Here is a 16,233-nt window from a genome sequence, read left to right on the forward strand (position 1 = left end):
TGGGTGCGTGAGCGAGACGAAGGCGGCGGGCCCGGTTCGACCGCGCCCCGATGGCGGCAGCGGTAGTAGCGACCCTGCTATCGATCGTCTCTTTCGCGATGGCCGGTTGGTGTCGATGCCGTCACTGAAGTCCCGGCGCCGTGCGTTGCGGGAGATGCTGCTCAGTCACATTGCCCGCACTCGTTTCCAGCCGAACGTTTTCTACACCGAGGGACAGGTCAACGAGTGCCTGGCGCAAATCTTCGATGATTACGTCGCGTTGCGCCGCTATCTGGTCGTGAGTGGCCGCCTCGATCGCACCCGCGATGGTGCCCGCTATTGGCTTCCCGGTGCCGAGCAGTCTGCCGAAGCAGACCTTTGATAACGGCGGGAAGCTACTTCTCTTCGTGGGTGAGCACGTCGAAGAGGGTGTCCAGACGGATTCGCAGCGCCTCGTTCGGCATTCCCGTGACAGCGATCGTGACGTTCTCCTGCCCGTTCTCTTGCCGCACTCGGACGGTCAGCGCAGCCGAGCCGAGCAAGGGATAGTCGAACGCCGGAATCCCTTGGATGCCAGTGGTGATCGCCATCCAGTCCGAGTCGTCGAAGTCGTAGTCGAGGTAGCCGCTGACGAGCTCGAAAAAGCGGCGAAGGTCCGGTGACTGGAGCCGGCCGGAGGCGAGCAACTCGGTGCTGTCCTCGTACGTCGCAGTCGTGTAGGGCAGGGGGATGTTGTGCTCGTTGAGCGTCTTGGCGTACAAGGCGAGGATCTTCGACAGGTCATCAGCGAGCTCCTGGACTTCGGGTGCTGTCCGGGCGGCTGCACGGGCGGCTGCCTCGAGGATCGAGAACGAGTCGCCCTGAATGAACACTCCGGGGAACTTCCGCCAAGGCAACCGGATGACGGTGACGTTGCCTCGTGGGGCCAGCAGTTCGACATCGATGTGTTCCATCCGGCCAGCATGGTCGATGACAGCCGATAACGCTTCCGCATTTGTGGTGCGGCCGTGTCATGCGACGTCCGCGCATCGGCTGATAGCGGATGTGCTGCGCCGCAGCGCATCTCGCTCGACCACCGCGCGGTAGGTGGCGTGTGCGTAGGCGTTGGTCAGGTGCGGTCGTGCCTTGTCGAGGCCTGCGCCGTGGCTGTCCAGCCGACCTCGAGGAGGGCGAAGATCCGGTCGAGTGCGGCGTCGGGGTCGTCTCGGCCGTGCACGAGGCTGACGGCTTCCAGGGCGAAGTGGGCCAGTGCCTGGGCGGCGGGGTCGTTCTCGGGTAGTCCGGTGTCGGCGGCGATCGCCGCGGCAAGGGCGTTTTCGTGGCGCAGCCACATGCGGCGAAAGTGTTCGCGCAGTACCGGAGTGGTGTCGATCAACTGGTGGAAGTCGGCGAAGCGAGGGTCGTTGCGGGCCTGTCGGGAGCGTTCGTCGTGCAGTAGCCCGCGCAGCGCCCTGGGGATGGAATGGCCGGTGGGTCGCTCGCGGACAGCGGCGACGAGCGCTGCTTCACGGTCGGCGTCCTGATCGAAGACCAGTGCTTCCTTGCCGTCGGGAAAGTGCTTGAACAGGGTGGCCACCGAGACATCCGCCGCCTCGGCGATCTCCCGGACGCCGACCGCGTCGTAGCCGCGCTCGAGGAACAGGTTCACCGCCGCGTCCGCCAGGGCTTGGCGGTTGGCGGCCTTCTTGCGCTCGCGGCGTCCTGGTTCGGTCACCCAGTCACCTTAGCGCACGGGTATAACAAGTCGAAAGATAGAACCGCTATACTTTTCGAACGGATTCATCTATGTTGGAAGGGGCGAGGCCGTCCAGCCTGTGCCCGGCGGCGATAACCCCACCGCCGCAACAACTTCGGAAGGATCCACTCATGACCACACCCCGTATCGCTATCGTCGGCGGCGGTCCCGCAGGCTTGATGTGCGCACGCGTCCTACAGGGATATGACATCCAGCCCACGGTGTACGACGCCGACGCCGCCGTGGACGTCCGTGACCCGGGCGGCACGCTCGACATGCACGCCGACACGGGCCAGATCGCGTTGGAGGACGCCGGCCTGATGGACGCCTTCCGCGCGTTGGCCCGAGTCGAGGGCCAGGCCAAAAGCCGCCGCGACCAGCACGGCACCGTCCTGGCCGAGTTCGTTCCCGCCGAGGGCGACGAGGCGGCGCCCGAGATCGACCGCGGCCAACTGCGGACCATGCTCTACGACTATCTGCGTCCCGGCACCGTCGCCTGGGGGCACAAACTCCTGCAAGTGATCCCGATCGACGGCGGGGCGTATCGGCTGGAGTTCGCCAACGGCGCCAGCACCGAAGCCGACCTCGTCATCGGCGCCGACGGCGCATGGTCGCCGGTTCGCAGGCTGCTCACCGACGCGGTGCCGCAGTACCTCGGAGTCTGCTTTCTCGACGCCCGATTCGACGACGTGGACACCAGGCACCCCGAGATCGCCGCGATCGTCGGCGACGGCCACATGTTCTCCGCCGACGGCGACGGCCGCGCGGTGATCGTCCAGCGCAACAGCAACGGCGTGGCCCGCGGCTACGTGGCCTTCCGCGCTCAACTCGACTGGTACGTCACCGCGGGCGTCGACATCACCGACCGCGAGGCCGTCCGGTCCTATCTGTTGCGGGAATTCAGCGGATGGTCCGCGCTCATGCGCCCATTGATCACCGACAACGACAGCGACTACGTGCAGCGCAGCTTCTGGGCCCTGCCCGCTCCGCTGACCTGGAACCACGTCCCCGGTGTCACCCTCATCGGCGACGCGGCCCACCTGATGGCACCCTTCGGCGGCTACGGCACAAACCTCGCGTTACTCGATGGCGCGGAACTCGCGCACGCCATCAACGCAGAGAACAACCTCGACGACGCGATCACCCGCTATGAGACAACGATGTTCCAACGTTCCGGAGAACTCGCCGTGAGCTCGAACACCGCACTCACTCAATTCTTCGCCACGACATCTCCTGACGCGCCGCACCTTCCCCCCGACCACGCGGAGGAACACAAGAACTATCAGGCCAGGGCGGCGGAATATCGACGCAGGCACACCGCAAGTCGATAGGTGGGTCCGGCGGCTCTTAGGTACATTCGGGGCGCGCGTTCGGCGCGAGGAGGGGCAGTGATGGACATTTCTGACGCGGTTGTCGATGAGCTCGGATCGCTTGTGGTGCAGACGATGTGGTCGGTGCGGCCACGGATACCGGCGCCACCCGCGGCGGCGCTGGGCCGGTTACCGCTGTCGAGCGATGAGTTCGGTTCGTATGCGATGGGCGAGAAGGGAATTCGTGCTGAGCTGTCCCGGCTCGGGCAATTGCTGCCGGAACGGGTACTCGGCGCCCTCGAGTTGCTCGTCGCCGAACTCGCCGTGCCGGAGGTTCCGAGTCTGGCCGCGCTGCTGCCCGTGCCGGAGGACGGCAAGGCCGTCATGTTCGGGTACCTCGCGGGCGCCGGTGAAACGACGACAGCGATAGACAAACTCGAGGCCTTCCGGCCTGGTGCGCTGGCGTTGGTCGTCGAATTGACCGCCCGGCTGAGCGAGCACTCCGATGTTGCCGCACAACTACATTCGGCTGTTGCGTCCGATTCCGTCGGCGCGCTCGACGAGGCCGGCGTCGCGGCGGCTCATGGCGCGGCCTACTTGGCGCTCGGGGTGGCGGTGGCGGCAATCGTGCTGCGGAATCTGGGCGAGGGCGATGATCCGGCGACGGTGGTCGGTGCCGCCTTGACCGCGGCGAGTCCGCTGCTGCGGGCCGCCCCGATGCCGGCAGGGTACGCTGCCGCGCGCATCGCGCAGCTCCGCGACGGGTATCTGTATCCGAGGTATTCGTCGGGCAACGTGCGAGCCTGTGCACATCGTTTCGCGTTGAGCGAATCGGACTTTCCCGCCACCGCCGACTTCGGCGACAACGGTCTGGTGGCCGTAGCACCTGGGGGAATAGCGGTGCGGACCGGGACGGCGGACGCCACGGTTCATGTGACGGTCGAGGTGCTGGAAGCCGCACCGTCCGACGTCGACCTGAGCGGATGGGACGAGGTGGTCGAGGTCGCTTGGACCGCGAGCCACGGCCTGGCATCGATACTCGGTGCACCACAGTCCGAGGGGCGGGGCGGACCTGGTTCGCTCGAGGAACAGACGCCGCCGTGGCCGGGTAACTACCGTATCCGGGTCTACGCCACGGGACGCGACGAAGGCGACGGTCAGGAGTCCTACAAGCTGACTGTTTGGCAGTCACCGGCCACCGACCCGGTGGTGCACAAGCGAACCGATCGACTCGGTCACCGTTTACGCGGCGAAGCCGAACCGCTCGTCGCGGCCAAGCCCGAGGACGCCTATCGCTGGGTGGAGAAGTCCGCGCTCGCGGATGCCGGGACGATCACCGTTGTCGCCGCGGGTAATCCCGACACGGTGGTGCGCTCCTTCGGTGCTGACCCTGCCGCCCCCGAGCGGATGGACGAACTCGAGGAACGGGCCATGGAACGTAATGATCCGTGGATCGCGGTGGCGTCCATCGCGGACGGGGTGATGGCGGTCGAGTACAACGGCTATCGGGGGAGCCACGGCCCGGAGCTGCGCGCGCTCTCGCGTGGTACGCGCGCCGCATCGCTGTACTGGAATGTCAACGGTCTGACCCGGCTGTCGTTCGCGGAAGACGGCCGGATCATCGCGGCATTCGAACTCGGTGAGCAGCAGCAGGATCCCGCGCTGGAGCCGATCCTGCGCGATCTGGATTTCGATGACTACCGCAATCGGATCGCCAAAGGGCTCGTCGCGGTGGAGCGTTTCACCGGTAGCGCGGTCGCCGAAGGTGATCTCGCACGGGTGGAGTCCGCCGGGATCGGCTTCGCCGTACTGCCGTTGCTCGGTGAACTCCACCCGGTGTGGCGCGAATCCGACGGCTCCCGAGCGCAACAGGGGCACGGTCCCTTGGGAGCCGACACCGACCTGCTTGCGGATCTACCCACAGAACGACAGCAAGCGATGGCGTGGTGGGTTGTTCGCCGAACCGCCGAATACGTGCACCTGGCCGAGGACCCAGCGGTGATCGCGTGCATCGAAATACGGGCGCTGACACCGGAAGCCGAACTGCGCGTACGTCAATCGTCCATCGGCGATCAGACGAACTACTGGTTCTGGTCCGCGCTGCACCAAGCCACCAACCCCGACCCACTGGCCGCCGCGATCGGCGCCATGGACGGCGCACGGTATGCCTGGGGACCCGCGGCCGCCGACTTCCTCGACGAAGCTCGAACTGTCCTCACTGATCTGCGCTAGCTCAACCACCGGTCCGGCGCTAGGTGATCGGCACTATCGGACGTTCGGCGCTGAGCGCGTATTGTCCTGGCGTCGTGCCGAGGATGCGTTTGAAGTGCCGGATCAGATGTGGCTGGTCGTGAAAACCGGTGGCGGCGGCCACATCTCGGGCAGGCATGCCGCCGAGCAGCAGCGGGCGGGCATGATCGACCCGGCGCGAGATCAGGTACTGGTGCGGTGGCATCCCGAACTCGCGGGAGAACGCGCGAATGAGGTGGGTGGGGTCGGCGTGCAGCACGGCCGCGGCGTCGGTGAGGGAAATGCCTTCGGTGGTATGGGCATCGAGCAGTGCTCGCAGGCGGTGCGCCAGCCCCGGGTCCGCGCGTCGAGGCGGCGGACCGGTGCCGCGCAGCAGGTCGCGGAGGCGATCGTGCACCAGAGCGAGGCGACTGGCGGCCTCGAACTCGTCGCCGGGGTGGGTGAGTACCGCGTGCAACTGGCGGACGCGGCGGTGCAGCAGCGGGTCGGCGAAGGTGGGAGTGTCTACGGCACAACCGATCATCGCCTCGGGCAGCTGGGCGCCGTCGAGGTAGAGCACCCGCTTGCGAAACCCGTGTTCGGTCGCGGCCTGGCCGTTGTGCGGAACATGCGGCGGCAGCAGCGAAACATCGAGCCGAGAATGCCGTGCTCGTGGCGATCGAGGTGGTAGCGGACCGCTCCGTAGTCGACGATCAGCAGCGTCCAGAAATCGTGGGCGTGCATCGGGTAGACGTGCCCGATGAAACGGGCGTGAAAAACCTCGACGACACCTGGTACCCGTGGCTGCCAGGCCCTGATCTGTTCGACCGCGTCCTCGGCAACCATGCCAGGATCGTACAAGCCTCGGCGGGCTCGATCGCGGCAGAGTCATTCGCATGGAGAACGTGCGATTCGACACCAAGATCGCGGTATTGCTGCGCGACGACTTACCGACCTGGCAGCGGCTGAACGTGACGGCGTTTCTGGTCAGCGGGCTGGGGACGGCCCACCCGGAGGTGATCGGGGAACCGTACGAGGACGCCGACGCGACGAGCTACCTTTCGATGTTCCGCCAGCCCGTACTCGTCTTCGAAGGCAGCAAGGAGGTGCTGCGCGCCGCACACGGCAAGGCACTGGCGCGGGGCATCCGGATGGCGGTGTTCACCTCCGACCTGTTCACCACCGGCAACGACCGGGACAACCGCGCCGCAGTGCGTGCGGTCGGCACCGACCACCTGGACCTCGTCGGTATCGCGGTGTACGGGCCGCGCAACGTCGTGGACAAGACGCTCAAAGGTGCGCGGATGCATCTGTGAACCAAACGGATGTGGCCGCTACCCGATGTCACCGCCGGGCTCCTCGGCTTGGCCGTTCGTGCGTTGGGGCAGGCAGCACATGAAGGCCCACATCACGGCCAAGACGCCACCGACCCACCACAGCACGCCGGTGAACGCGTCGCGGTTGGACGTGCCCGTGGGTGCGCCGCCGGTGGCGGAGAAGAACATCGGGCCGGTCAGCGCGATCCCGAGGGCGTAGCCCAGTTGGAGTGCGGTGTTGAACAGGCCGGAGGCCGAACCGGCGCTCTCGTGCGGAACCTTCGCGAGCGTCAGGTCGGCGATCGGTCCGCCGATCAGGCCGAGGCCGAACCCGAGCAGCAGAACAGGGGCCGTCATCGCGAGCAGGGTCAAATCGGCTCGCGCGCTGTTGATCTGGATCCCGTAGGCCGTGAGCGCGGCGAGCGCGGTGAGGGCTCCGGTTTGGGGCAGGCGACGGGCGAAGCGTCCGGCGGTCTTCGCCGCGGTCATCGCGCCGGCCAGCTCGCCGACGGCGAGCGTCACGAAGGCCAGCGCCCCCATCAGCGGGCTCATCCCCAGACCGTGCTGCAGATACAGGCTCCAGGTCATGAAGAACAGCCCGCACAACACGCCCAGCATCAGCTGCGCGGCCAGACCGCCGGAGAACTGGTTGCTCTTGAACAGCGACAGCGCCATCAGCGGGGCATCGTCTTTCCGGCGCTGCTGATGGCGTAGGAAGACGCCGAGCACGAGCAGACCGCTGGCGAGCATGGCGAAACACCACAGCGGCCAGCCGTGGGCGTGACCTTCGGCGAGTGGGAAGACGATCAGCACCATCGCGCTCGCGGACAACAGCATGCCTGCGAGATCGAGACGGTCGGCCTTCGCCGCGGTCGACTCGATGACGAACTTGCGTCCGAGGATGAGCACGACAAGCCCGACGGGCACGTTGATCAGGAAGATCGGCCGCCAGGACAGCCCGAACAGGTCGGCCTCGGTGAGCACGCCACCCAGCACCGGACCCGCGACGCTACCCAGCGACAGGATGGCACCGTAGAGGCCGAATGCCCTGCTGCGGTTTTCGCCGGCGAAGGTGACGTGCAGGGTGGCCAGGACCTGCGGGATCATCACGGCGGCCGCGCCGCCCTGGAGCACGCGGGCAGCGATCAGCATGCCGGGCCCGACCGCTATGCCGCACAGCAGCGAAGCGACGGTGAACCCCACGGTGCCGAGCAGGAAGGTCTTGCGCCGGCCGTAGAGGTCGCCGAGCCTGCCGCCGGTGATCAGCCCGAGCGCGAAGGTCAGCACGTAGCCCGCGGTCAGCCACTGCAACGCCGCCGGTCCGGCGCCGAATGACTGCTGGATGGTAGGCATGGCCGTCACGACGACCGCATCGTCGAGGATGCTCATGAGTTCGCCGGTCAGCACGACTGCGAGTGCGATCCTGGCGGCCGTCGTCATCTTCGACGCCGCGCCGGAGGAGGCACGGGCCGAAAGCTCTGGGATGTGCTCGGGCTCGTTGTCGAGCGCGGAGGAATTCACGGTAGGACTCCTGGTTCAGGAATCGGGGAGCTCGCCGTCAACCACACCAGGGCCGGACAACACCAAAGCCGAGGCAGTCGGCAGAGCTGCACCCGGGAAATGACAGAGAACAGGGATTGGGGTGACGCAACTCAGGCCAGCGCGACGTCCGCCCCCGGACACGTCCAGAAATCAGGACGTGGGGGAACACGGACGGCTACATGGCCTGGGATATAAGTCACCACCTCGAATCCACTACAGAAGCAACAAGAAGTCCACGCCTGCCCCCGAAGGAATCTTCGGTGCAAGACTCGACCACGATACGGCATCCCCGGGGTTCCACGCACGCCGAATACGCGGAGCCCTCCGCAAGGACGTGCAGGCCCTGAATGGGGGCACGAGAGCCGAGGGCGGCCCTGTCGCGGCTCGTGATGGAATTGGGGTATGGACGAGATCATCTTCCGGTCCGCGACGATCGATGACCTTTCGGCACTGGTGGCGATGCTGGCCGATGACACACTCGGCAGTGCCCGTGAGTCCGCGGACGATCTGAGCCTGTATCGCGCGGCCTTTGCCGTGATCGACGACGATCCGCGGCAGGAGTTATTGGTGGCCGAACACCGCGGTGCCGTGGTGGGAACCGCGCAACTGAGCTTCTTGCCCGGACTGGCCCGCAAGGGAGCGGTACGAGCCCAGATCGAGTCGGTACGGGTGGATCGTCCACTGCGCGGCAACGGTTTGGGATCGCGACTGATCGAGGAGTGCGTGCGGCGCGCCCGCGAACGCGGTTGCGCCCTGGTGCAATTGACCTCGCACGGTAGTCGGGTGGACGCGCATCGCTTCTACGGAAAGCTCGGATTCGAGGCCAGTCACGTGGGTTTCAAGCTGACGCTGCCCGACAGCTCGGATCGATAACCTGCTTTTGTGATCAGTCCGACGCCATTTGGACGACGATCCCGCCGAAACGAGCCTCCTGCATGGTCGCGGGCTGTCCGTCGATAAAACACACACCGGTTCGAGTGACCTCGACGCATTCCTCCTTCGAGGAGTCGGAATGTTCGAGCGTGTCGGTGTAGTAGGCGATCATTCCGCCACTCAAATGGGTGTTGTAGCCGGTGACTCGGCGCCCGGCGCGGTCGGCGGTTCGGCTCAGGCAATGATCGCAGACCACGCGGGGGTAGCGTTCGGCGTAGATCGCCGGTCGCGCACAATGCGGGCAGGGATGGGTGTATCGGCGGCCCGGGGTGGGATCTTGCAACAGGAAATCGTTGCGGGCGAGGATATTACGTCCAGAGTCGCCCGGGTTGCTGCTGCGCCGCAGGACGATGAGAACGAACTCGGCGTAGTCGGCTGTTTCGGCATCGAGAGCGGTGCGTTCGGGCGTCTCGTCGATGCGTGTGCGACCGGCATCGAAGGCCGCGAGTGCTACTCGGTGCGCCACTGAGAGGTCGCTGTCGGGGATGTTTCTGTTGGCATGTTCGGCTCGGGCCAAGTGTTCGGAGATCACCGTGTCGATGGTGTGTCGGCCCGCCGACAATATTCCGCTGCCGTAGCCAGTCGCGGTCACCAGGACATAGCCGTCCACCTCGCGGCGGTCGGATCCGATCGTCTGCAAGAAAACGAAACCCCCGCCGTAGCGGGCATTCTCGAGCCCCTGATGGGGGTAGGGGACGAGAGTGCCGGGATTCTGCGCGTGGTCGCGCGCGATTCGCAGCGCTTCATCGTAGGTCGGCGGAGAGCTCAGATCTGGCCGTTTCATGACCGTCAGCTTATCGAGGCGAATATTTCGTCAGCGTGCGCTTCAATCCTCCTCGACAGGCGTGACCGATCGGAACTTCGCAGCGAACGTGGCGTCGCGGAACACCTTTGGCGACGACGATGAGTCCGTGGGGTCAGGCGATCCCGAGGGACGCGGCGGTGGGGCGCCACAGTCGTTCGGCGGCCTGATCGGGGGAGGGGAGCGGGGCGGTGCGGAGTTGCTGGGCGATTCCGTGCCGTAGTCCGCCGATGACGAAGGCGCCCGCGCTGTCGGGGTCGACGTCGGTGGGGAGCTGGCCGAGGGTCTGGCCGTGGCGGATGTTGGCGGCGGCGTTGTCGCTCATGTGCTGGATGTAGACCGCTTCGAGCTCGGTGAGCTGCGGGTCGAGGGCGGTGCGGTCGAGCAGGACGGGAGCCAGGGGGTCGGCGAAGTGGTAAGCGACGAAGCGGTAGGTGCGGTCGCGTTCGCGAGTGGCCCAGTCGGCATCGGCGGGCAGTTGCGCGTCGGCGATGGCGTGACCGAGTCCTTCATAGAACGCGTCGTAAATCGCTGCCAGCAGACCACTTTTGGAGCCGAAGTGGTGATAGAGCGCGCCGGTGCTCAAGCCTGCTCGGCGGGTGAGGGCGCTGAGTTCCATCACGCCGTTGCCGCGGACCAATTCGTCGCGGGCGGCGTCGAGTAGTTGTTGACGTCCTAGCGGTGCGCGTGCCACAGTCAGAAGCATAACCGAACTCAGTTATGTTTCCGAGGGAGCCCCCATGAGTAGTGAAGTGTCATCATTGGCGGACCTGGGCGGCGATCTGGCCGGAACCTACCGCCGGACCGCGAGCGGCGGCGAAGCCGTCGACGCGGCAGTAAGCGAGGCCGATCTAGTCGCGCTCCGGCGCGACGGGTATGTGATCCTGCCCGATCTACTCACCCCGCGCGAGCTCGACGACATCCGCGAAGCGGTGGCACCGCTGTTGAATCGCCACGGCCGCAACATGTTCGAGGGCCAAACCACCCAGCGGGTATACAGCGTGTTGAACAAGACCCGCAGCTGCGATCGGATCGCGGACCATCCGCGAGTGCTGGCGCTGCTGGATCGGCTGTTCCTGCCGAACTATCTGCTGTCGATGCTGCAGGTGATCAACATCCTGCCCGGCGAGCGGGCGCAGATGCTGCACACCGACGACGGCTTCTATCCACTGCCGCGCCCACGCGCCGCCCTCGGCGCGGCGACAATCTGGGCGATCGACGACTTCACCGCCGATAACGGTGCCACCGACATCATTCCGGGTAGTCACCTGTGGGGTCACCGCATGCCCGAGGAGAGCGAGCGGGAACCCGTCGTGATGAAGGCGGGCTCGTGCGTGGTCTTCTTCGGCACCCTTTGGCATGGCGGGGGCGCCAATCGCGCACAGCATCCGCGGCTGGCCGTCACCGCTCAGTATTGCGAGCCGTGGCTGCGGCCCCAGGAAGCGTTCACGCTGTCGACTACCCGCGACACTGCGCGCGCCGTGTCCGAAGACATCCGCCGCATGCTCGGCTACAGCATCCATCCGCCGTTCATCGGCCAGGTCGACGGCATGCACCCGAAGCGACTGCTGGAACCCGGCGCTCAACCGTTGTGACGGGTCAGACGTTCGCGCTCAGCTTGGCGAGGAACCGGCCGAAGTGCGGGTCGGCCTCGGTGACCGCGAATTGGTCTATGTCCCACCAGTGTTCGGCACTGAATTCGCGAGGGTCGAGCGGATAGCGCTCGGATCGGCTGCCGCGGATGAGGTACCACAGGCTGACGTCGTGGTGACTGTCCGCGCCGACCGTGCTGGTGATGGTCAGGAACAGGGGATCGGTACCGGTGACGGTGAATTCGGCTTGGATGCCGATCTCCTCGACGGCCTCGCGCCGCGCCGCCGCCAGCGGATGCTCGCCGGGGTCGACGTGCCCGCCGGTCGGTAGCCACAATCCGGCGAGGCGATGGCGGCCGAGTAGCACCGCCCGTGCGTCGGGGTCGACCAGCACGACATAGCTGACCAGATGTCGTGGCGGCGTCGCGGGCTTGACGCGGCGGAACACGTCATCGGTCGACGCAAGCCAAACCAATGCCTCGTCGAGGTGCTCCTGTTCGAGCGCATCGAATGGTTCGATCCCGCGCACGATCTCGGCGACGACGGCAGTCGTAGGGTTCATAACCGGGCACGGTAGCGACAACCACCGACAGCATTCCGTCGTCCTCAGTCCAGGACGACCGAACGGATCCGTGTCGTGTACATGCCCGCCCGGTCGACGGCATCGACGGCAGCATCGAGTTCGATTGCCGCCTCCTCGAAAACCTCGCGAGCCCCCGCCACACAGTAGGCAGGCGTCGTCAGGGCGCCGATACCCTCGGTGTCGATCAACAGCCCCGAGGCAGGCAGCGCGCCATACCCCTCCGCCAATTCGGTCACCCCCCGCCGCAATTCACGCAGCTGGTCGAGCAAGTAGACGCGCCGAGCCTCCAGGATCAATGGATCTATCATCGCGGCTCCCTCAATTCCGGACGGTCCGTCCGACCGCAATCTACCGCCGCGCGGGACACCTTGTCGCACACATACTCTGGCAGCCGCACACGCGGGTGTGCGGCTGCCACAACGGATGTGCCGAGGTCAGGCGGCCACCAACTGACCGTCGAGTCGCGCGGGTTGCAGGCGGAACAGGATGATGCCGTACGCGCCGAGCCAGGCCGCCCACATCAGCCAGGTGACCAGGCCGAGCAGCGCGAGCGGGTTCGGATGGTCGATGATCAGGGGAGTGAGGGTGGCAGAGACGAATTGACCGGTGGCGGCGGTCAATCCGAGGATGGCGTGCCAGCGGCGGATGAGGCCGGTGCGCAGGCCGCCGAGGGACAGGCCGAGCATGGCGGTAGCGAGAAAGAGGCCGTTGACGGTGAACAGGGCGTTGTGCATGGCCCAGAGTCCGGCGGTGGCCGCGGGGGTGTGGTCGGCGGTGGCGCTGAGCGCGAGGCGGATAGCGACGACGCAGACGAAGGTGCCGGTCTGCAGCAGCAGCCCGGCGAAGCCGACCAGCGACCAGGCCGAGCCCGCCGCGCGCTCGCGCGGCCAGATGATGGCCACGGCGGCCGCGCCGAACACGATCATGCACAGCCAAGCCGCCGGTGTACAGGCCGAGGAGAGCTGGGCGGGTACGGCTTCGGTGGTGAAGAAGGTGTTGACCGCGCCGATGTCGGCGCCGACGCGGGGCATGCCCGCCGGTTCCAAAATCAGATTCGCCCCGACGGCGATCAGTGCGAAGCCGAGGCCGGCGAGGCCACCGATGCGGGAGAACGGCCAGCCGCCTACCCGCTCTGTCTTATCTGTCATATATTGAATATAAGTAGTGAAAACCGAAAGGGGAACCCCTGGTGACCGAGGAACCGGCACGTCGTCGCTACGACTCGCTGCGTCGGACCGCACAGGCGCAGCAGACCAGTGCCGACATCGCCCGCGCCGCGCGCACGCTGTTCGTCGCCAAGGGATGGGCCGCGACCACGGTGCGTGACGTGGCCCGCGAAGCGGGAGTCTCGGTGCCGACCATTTACGCGGCCTATGGCAACAAAAATGGGCTCACCTGGGCGCTGACCGACGCAGCCGACCTGTCCGCCGACCTCTCGCGGTTGCTCGCCGAGCTGGAGTCCGCGCCCGAACCGCCCCGGCAGCTCGCCGCGATGGTCGCCTACGATCGCCGATTGTTCGAGCGCGCGGGCGAGGTAATCGTGCTACTGCGGGAGGCGGGCCGTACGGAACCCGAACTGGCACAGGCATATCGAGAAGCTCGTGCCCGTGCCGACGACGCCCACCGTCAGGTGCTGTCCACCTGGCCACCAGGCGCCCTCCGCAGCAGCATCGACCTCCAGACCGCCCTCGACATCTACGCCGCAATCTGCAACATAGACGTCTACACCGAACTCATCAGCGAGCGCGGATGGTCATCGGAGCAGGTCGAAAAGTGGTGGTGCACTATGGTCATCCGCGAACTTCTCGAAATCCCCACAGCCGCGACATAACCAGCGGACGGCGGCACCACGACCGGTCCACTGTGCTCCGATCCAGCTGAATTACTCGGCGAGCTGGCCAACCCGTTGACGCGCCACGCCAAGCAACATAGCCACGTCGATATCTGGAACATCCTCGCGCCGAAGCTCTTTCACGAGCGCAACCTGTTCGGCTTTGAGTTCGCCCGACAAGCGGTCTACTTGTATCCGAAGTGCGGCAATGCGTTCGGTGCGCGGCTGAATGTCGCGTGCGCCTCCGAAATCGTCAACGATCAACGATGTCTCGACCTGGGAGAGCGGAACATCAAGTTTGGCTGCGATGATGGTCCGTGCCTCATAGCCGACATCAGTGAGGTGTCGTGCCTGTCCGCACGGATCATCTCCGTAGAGAGCCGGGATGGTGATTTCCCACCAACGGCCGACGCGGTTCGTGTGAATCTCGTAGGTGATTGCTTTGCTCACTGGTCCTCCTCCATGCAATCGCAGGACGCAACAGCCTTGTTGATGGTGCGGACAACTCCCGGCGAGATGGATTTGTGCCCGTCCGGGACACCGACGTCGTGTTTGCCGGTGCGGCAACCGTAGATGGTGTGGCTACCGGCGCTATCGCGCAACCGAGACCAGCCCGCGGCTCTGAGAGCCTTGAGGACTTTCTTGGTTGGCTGCTCTGCGATCACTCGCGATAGGCTAGCACTATAGCCAGAAAATAGGCAAGGGCACTAGTCAGTTTGGGGGGCGGCTGGGCGGGTGGGCCATTGGCACAACGGTAACTGCCGCGTCTGCGCTGCTAAATCGGGTTTGGGGAGGGTTCTTTCGTCAACACAGGCCCGCTAATTTGTACAGCACCAGGGAGCCGGCGACGGCTACGTTGAGGCTGTTTCCGGTGCCTATCATGGGGATTTCGACGGCTACGTCGAGTAGTTCTAGTCCTTCGGGTGGGATGCCGGTGGATTCGTGGCCGAGGACGATGATGGTGCGGCGTCGGGCGGTGGGGAGGTCGGCGAGGCGGATGGATTCGTCGGTGAGTTCTACGCCGACGATGGCGGAGCCGCCGGTGCGCTGGCGTGCCAGCCAGCGGTCGACGCGGCCGTTGATCCAGTGCACGCATTGGGGTTCGCGCAGGGTGTTGCCGTGGGCGAGGGCGTCGGGGATCCAGGGGCGGCGCGGGACGGCCATGCAGGCGCCGACGGCGTCGCAGGTGCGCAGCATGGTGCCGAGGTTGACGCCGTGTTTGGGCCATAGCGGCGCGATGATGAGGTGGTTCCAGCAGCCGTGGGCGCGTTGGCGGCGTTCGCGGCGCAGGTCGGGGCGGGACTTGGCCCGCGCGGTCGTCACGAGTGGACGGGAAGGGCCTTCCCGTGGGGCAGCGCAAGTTTCATGAGAATGATGCTTCGCGGCGCATCGGGGCCATCGACGGGAGCAAGAGTGCTCGACAGGTGAGCTGACCTCCACGATACGGCACGGGCTGATTCGGCCGCCGCCAGCGGGTGACCGGTCAACGACTCACGGCCGCAGGATCGAGACCAGAAACTCCGTCTGGTCATACACCGCCTTCTCGAACACGTCATCGAAGTAGATATCGAAATGCCCTGCCTGGTAGCGCTTCACGACGGCGTGCTTGGTGCGTTCCGCCGCCCGCAGCGCGGACTTGATGGGGGTGATCGAATCGTCGTCGCACAACGCGTAGAGCACCGGCATCTTCAGCGACTTGGCTCGCTTACCCGGCGAATCGAACAGTGCCGAAAACGCAACGCGCGCAGCCACCTTCGGCTTGTAGTGCTCGCTCTCCTCGGCCAGCCTGCCGTTGCCCTCCGGCACGTCGGCCGCGCTCATCAGCGCCGCCGACCGCTTGCGCCCGGCCAACCGGATGCCGACGTGCTTGCGCCGCAGCGGCCCGATCAGCAGGTCGGTGGCGGCGATCGCGGTCACCTTGGTCATGCTGATCGGCCCCTTCGCCATCGCGCAGGACCACCCGCTGGTGAACGGCACCTGCGCGACCACCGCGGCCAGGTAGTCGTCGTGCGGCGCCACCGCGAGCACGTGTCCGCCGCTGAACGAGGTGCCCCACAACGCGATCCGGGTCGCGTCGATGCCGCGGATGGTGCGCGCGTAGGCGATGGCGGACTGCCAGTCCTCGCGCTGGCGCCCGATCCGGATCACCTGACGCGGCTCACCTTGGCTCGCCCCGAAATGCCGGTAGTCGAACACCAGGACCGCCATGCCCGCGGCGGCGAAGCGCCGCGCGTACCGGTCGAGTCCCATTTCCCGATTTGCCCCGAGGCCATGTGCCATGACGACGAGCGGACGGGGCTTCGGCGCACCATCCGGACGGTAGAGCCAGGCGGCGCACTGCTCGCTTCCGGAGGGGAAGCCGACCTCGACACGTTCCATGG

Annotated in this window: 21 protein-coding genes; 7 read left to right on the forward strand and 14 right to left on the reverse strand. The window is 66.2% G+C overall.

From position 1 onward, the window contains the following. Nucleotides 1–7 precede the first annotated feature (7 nt). The gene (locus ACIBCN_RS02490) at nucleotides 8–361 is read left to right on the forward strand and encodes a DUF2087 domain-containing protein (protein ID WP_396989684.1); all 354 of its coding nucleotides are present in this window, start codon (nucleotides 8–10) and stop codon (nucleotides 359–361) included. 13 nt (nucleotides 362–374) lie between these two features. Here ACIBCN_RS02490 and ACIBCN_RS02495 read toward each other — a convergent pair whose 3' ends face one another. Both ACIBCN_RS02495 and ACIBCN_RS02500 read right to left on the reverse strand, forming a co-directional pair. After that, entirely contained in the window at nucleotides 375–932 is a 558-nt protein-coding gene (locus tag ACIBCN_RS02495; protein WP_396989685.1) for a DUF6959 family protein, read from the reverse strand. A 155-nt stretch (nucleotides 933–1,087) separates the two neighbouring features. Continuing rightward, on the reverse strand, nucleotides 1,088–1,693 hold the full coding sequence (locus tag ACIBCN_RS02500) for a TetR/AcrR family transcriptional regulator (protein ID WP_396989686.1): 606 nt from the start codon (nucleotides 1,691–1,693) through the stop codon (nucleotides 1,088–1,090). 152 nt (nucleotides 1,694–1,845) lie between these two features. Between ACIBCN_RS02500 and ACIBCN_RS02505 the strand changes: the two genes are divergently transcribed. Both ACIBCN_RS02505 and ACIBCN_RS02510 read left to right on the forward strand, forming a co-directional pair. Further along, nucleotides 1,846–3,045 (forward strand): FAD-dependent oxidoreductase, encoded by a 1,200-nt coding sequence (locus tag ACIBCN_RS02505; RefSeq protein WP_396989687.1) that lies wholly within the window; start codon nucleotides 1,846–1,848, stop codon nucleotides 3,043–3,045. Between the two features lie 60 nt (nucleotides 3,046–3,105). After that, nucleotides 3,106–5,256, forward strand: a complete 2,151-nt coding sequence (locus tag ACIBCN_RS02510; protein WP_396990162.1) for a DUF6461 domain-containing protein — start codon at nucleotides 3,106–3,108, stop codon at nucleotides 5,254–5,256. A gap of 19 nt (nucleotides 5,257–5,275) precedes the next feature. On the opposite strand, the gene ACIBCN_RS02515 is transcribed toward ACIBCN_RS02510, so the two are convergent. Further along, on the reverse strand, nucleotides 5,276–5,896 hold the full coding sequence (locus ACIBCN_RS02515; RefSeq protein ID WP_396990164.1) for an AraC family transcriptional regulator: 621 nt from the start codon (nucleotides 5,894–5,896) through the stop codon (nucleotides 5,276–5,278). Further along, entirely contained in the window at nucleotides 5,794–6,099 is a 306-nt protein-coding gene (locus ACIBCN_RS02520) for an AraC family ligand binding domain-containing protein (protein WP_396990165.1), read from the reverse strand. Before ACIBCN_RS02520 ends, ACIBCN_RS02515 begins: the two co-directional genes overlap by 103 nt. A 50-nt stretch (nucleotides 6,100–6,149) precedes the next feature. Here ACIBCN_RS02520 and ACIBCN_RS02525 point away from each other — a divergent pair, with 50 nt between their 5' ends. Then, on the forward strand, nucleotides 6,150–6,569 hold the full coding sequence (locus ACIBCN_RS02525; RefSeq protein WP_396989688.1) for a DUF2000 family protein: 420 nt from the start codon (nucleotides 6,150–6,152) through the stop codon (nucleotides 6,567–6,569). A gap of 18 nt (nucleotides 6,570–6,587) precedes the next feature. Here ACIBCN_RS02525 and ACIBCN_RS02530 read toward each other — a convergent pair whose 3' ends face one another. Next, the gene (locus ACIBCN_RS02530; protein ID WP_396989689.1) at nucleotides 6,588–8,090 is read right to left on the reverse strand and encodes an MFS transporter; all 1,503 of its coding nucleotides are present in this window, start codon (nucleotides 8,088–8,090) and stop codon (nucleotides 6,588–6,590) included. Between the two features lie 423 nt (nucleotides 8,091–8,513). Here ACIBCN_RS02530 and ACIBCN_RS02535 point away from each other — a divergent pair, with 423 nt between their 5' ends. Further along, complete coding sequence (locus tag ACIBCN_RS02535; RefSeq protein ID WP_396989690.1) at nucleotides 8,514–8,984, forward strand: GNAT family N-acetyltransferase; 471 nt, start codon at nucleotides 8,514–8,516, stop codon at nucleotides 8,982–8,984. A 13-nt stretch (nucleotides 8,985–8,997) separates the two neighbouring features. On the opposite strand, the gene ACIBCN_RS02540 is transcribed toward ACIBCN_RS02535, so the two are convergent. Together ACIBCN_RS02540 and ACIBCN_RS02545 are read right to left on the reverse strand one after the other, a co-directional pair. After that, a complete protein-coding gene (locus tag ACIBCN_RS02540; protein ID WP_396989691.1) occupies nucleotides 8,998–9,828 on the reverse strand; it encodes a hypothetical protein in 831 nt (276 codons plus the stop codon). A 133-nt stretch (nucleotides 9,829–9,961) separates the two neighbouring features. Next, a complete protein-coding gene (locus ACIBCN_RS02545; RefSeq protein WP_396989692.1) occupies nucleotides 9,962–10,540 on the reverse strand; it encodes a TetR/AcrR family transcriptional regulator in 579 nt (192 codons plus the stop codon). Between the two features lie 46 nt (nucleotides 10,541–10,586). On the opposite strand from ACIBCN_RS02545, the gene ACIBCN_RS02550 reads away from it, so the two are divergent. Next, a complete protein-coding gene (locus ACIBCN_RS02550) occupies nucleotides 10,587–11,441 on the forward strand; it encodes a phytanoyl-CoA dioxygenase family protein (RefSeq protein ID WP_396989694.1) in 855 nt (284 codons plus the stop codon). Nucleotides 11,442–11,445: 4 nt separating this feature from the next. Here ACIBCN_RS02550 and ACIBCN_RS02555 read toward each other — a convergent pair whose 3' ends face one another. The 3 genes from ACIBCN_RS02555 to ACIBCN_RS02565 form a co-directional block, all read right to left on the reverse strand. After that, entirely contained in the window at nucleotides 11,446–12,000 is a 555-nt protein-coding gene (locus ACIBCN_RS02555; RefSeq protein ID WP_396989695.1) for an NUDIX hydrolase, read from the reverse strand. 44 nt (nucleotides 12,001–12,044) lie between these two features. After that, nucleotides 12,045–12,329: a hypothetical protein gene (locus ACIBCN_RS02560; RefSeq protein ID WP_396989696.1), complete on the reverse strand. Its 285-nt coding sequence runs from the start codon at nucleotides 12,327–12,329 to the stop codon at nucleotides 12,045–12,047. Nucleotides 12,330–12,455: 126 nt separating this feature from the next. Next, nucleotides 12,456–13,169: a hypothetical protein gene (locus ACIBCN_RS02565; protein WP_396989697.1), complete on the reverse strand. Its 714-nt coding sequence runs from the start codon at nucleotides 13,167–13,169 to the stop codon at nucleotides 12,456–12,458. 41 nt (nucleotides 13,170–13,210) lie between these two features. Here ACIBCN_RS02565 and ACIBCN_RS02570 point away from each other — a divergent pair, with 41 nt between their 5' ends. Beyond that, nucleotides 13,211–13,852: a TetR/AcrR family transcriptional regulator gene (locus tag ACIBCN_RS02570; protein ID WP_396989698.1), complete on the forward strand. Its 642-nt coding sequence runs from the start codon at nucleotides 13,211–13,213 to the stop codon at nucleotides 13,850–13,852. Between the two features lie 51 nt (nucleotides 13,853–13,903). Here ACIBCN_RS02570 and ACIBCN_RS02575 read toward each other — a convergent pair whose 3' ends face one another. The 4 genes from ACIBCN_RS02575 to ACIBCN_RS02590 form a co-directional block, all read right to left on the reverse strand. Continuing rightward, entirely contained in the window at nucleotides 13,904–14,302 is a 399-nt protein-coding gene (locus ACIBCN_RS02575) for a hypothetical protein (RefSeq protein WP_396989699.1), read from the reverse strand. Beyond that, nucleotides 14,299–14,517, reverse strand: coding sequence for a type II toxin-antitoxin system HicA family toxin (locus ACIBCN_RS02580; protein WP_396989700.1), 219 nt, complete (start codon nucleotides 14,515–14,517; stop codon nucleotides 14,299–14,301). The genes ACIBCN_RS02575 and ACIBCN_RS02580 overlap by 4 nt, the downstream gene beginning before the upstream one ends. Nucleotides 14,518–14,656: 139 nt before the next feature. Next, nucleotides 14,657–15,175 (reverse strand): TrmH family RNA methyltransferase, encoded by a 519-nt coding sequence (locus ACIBCN_RS02585; protein ID WP_396989701.1) that lies wholly within the window; start codon nucleotides 15,173–15,175, stop codon nucleotides 14,657–14,659. 168 nt (nucleotides 15,176–15,343) lie between these two features. After that, nucleotides 15,344–16,231: an alpha/beta hydrolase gene (locus ACIBCN_RS02590; protein WP_396989702.1), complete on the reverse strand. Its 888-nt coding sequence runs from the start codon at nucleotides 16,229–16,231 to the stop codon at nucleotides 15,344–15,346. Nucleotides 16,232–16,233 lie beyond the last annotated feature (2 nt).

The organism is Nocardia sp. NPDC051052, from assembly GCF_044456045.1.
Taxonomy (GTDB): Bacteria; Actinomycetota; Actinomycetes; order Mycobacteriales; family Mycobacteriaceae; genus Nocardia.

Excerpts from the sequence above, each read along its gene's own strand:
- ACIBCN_RS02520 (WP_396990165.1), bottom strand. The coding sequence starts at position 6,099 with ATGGTTGCCGAGGACGCGGTCGAACAGATCAGGGCCTGGCAGCCACGG.
- ACIBCN_RS02565 (WP_396989697.1), bottom strand. The coding sequence starts at position 13,169 with ATGACAGATAAGACAGAGCGGGTAGGCGGCTGGCCGTTCTCCCGCATC.
- ACIBCN_RS02525 (WP_396989688.1), top strand. The coding sequence starts at position 6,150 with ATGGAGAACGTGCGATTCGACACCAAGATCGCGGTATTGCTGCGCGAC.
- ACIBCN_RS02550 (WP_396989694.1), top strand. The coding sequence starts at position 10,587 with ATGAGTAGTGAAGTGTCATCATTGGCGGACCTGGGCGGCGATCTGGCC.
- ACIBCN_RS02540 (WP_396989691.1), bottom strand. The coding sequence starts at position 9,828 with ATGAAACGGCCAGATCTGAGCTCTCCGCCGACCTACGATGAAGCGCTG.
- ACIBCN_RS02510 (WP_396990162.1), top strand. The coding sequence starts at position 3,106 with ATGGACATTTCTGACGCGGTTGTCGATGAGCTCGGATCGCTTGTGGTG.
- ACIBCN_RS02590 (WP_396989702.1), bottom strand. The coding sequence starts at position 16,231 with ATGGAACGTGTCGAGGTCGGCTTCCCCTCCGGAAGCGAGCAGTGCGCC.
- ACIBCN_RS02505 (WP_396989687.1), top strand. The coding sequence starts at position 1,846 with ATGACCACACCCCGTATCGCTATCGTCGGCGGCGGTCCCGCAGGCTTG.
- ACIBCN_RS02560 (WP_396989696.1), bottom strand. The coding sequence starts at position 12,329 with ATGATAGATCCATTGATCCTGGAGGCTCGGCGCGTCTACTTGCTCGAC.
- ACIBCN_RS02535 (WP_396989690.1), top strand. The coding sequence starts at position 8,514 with ATGGACGAGATCATCTTCCGGTCCGCGACGATCGATGACCTTTCGGCA.
- ACIBCN_RS02495 (WP_396989685.1), bottom strand. The coding sequence starts at position 932 with ATGGAACACATCGATGTCGAACTGCTGGCCCCACGAGGCAACGTCACC.
- ACIBCN_RS02555 (WP_396989695.1), bottom strand. The coding sequence starts at position 12,000 with ATGAACCCTACGACTGCCGTCGTCGCCGAGATCGTGCGCGGGATCGAA.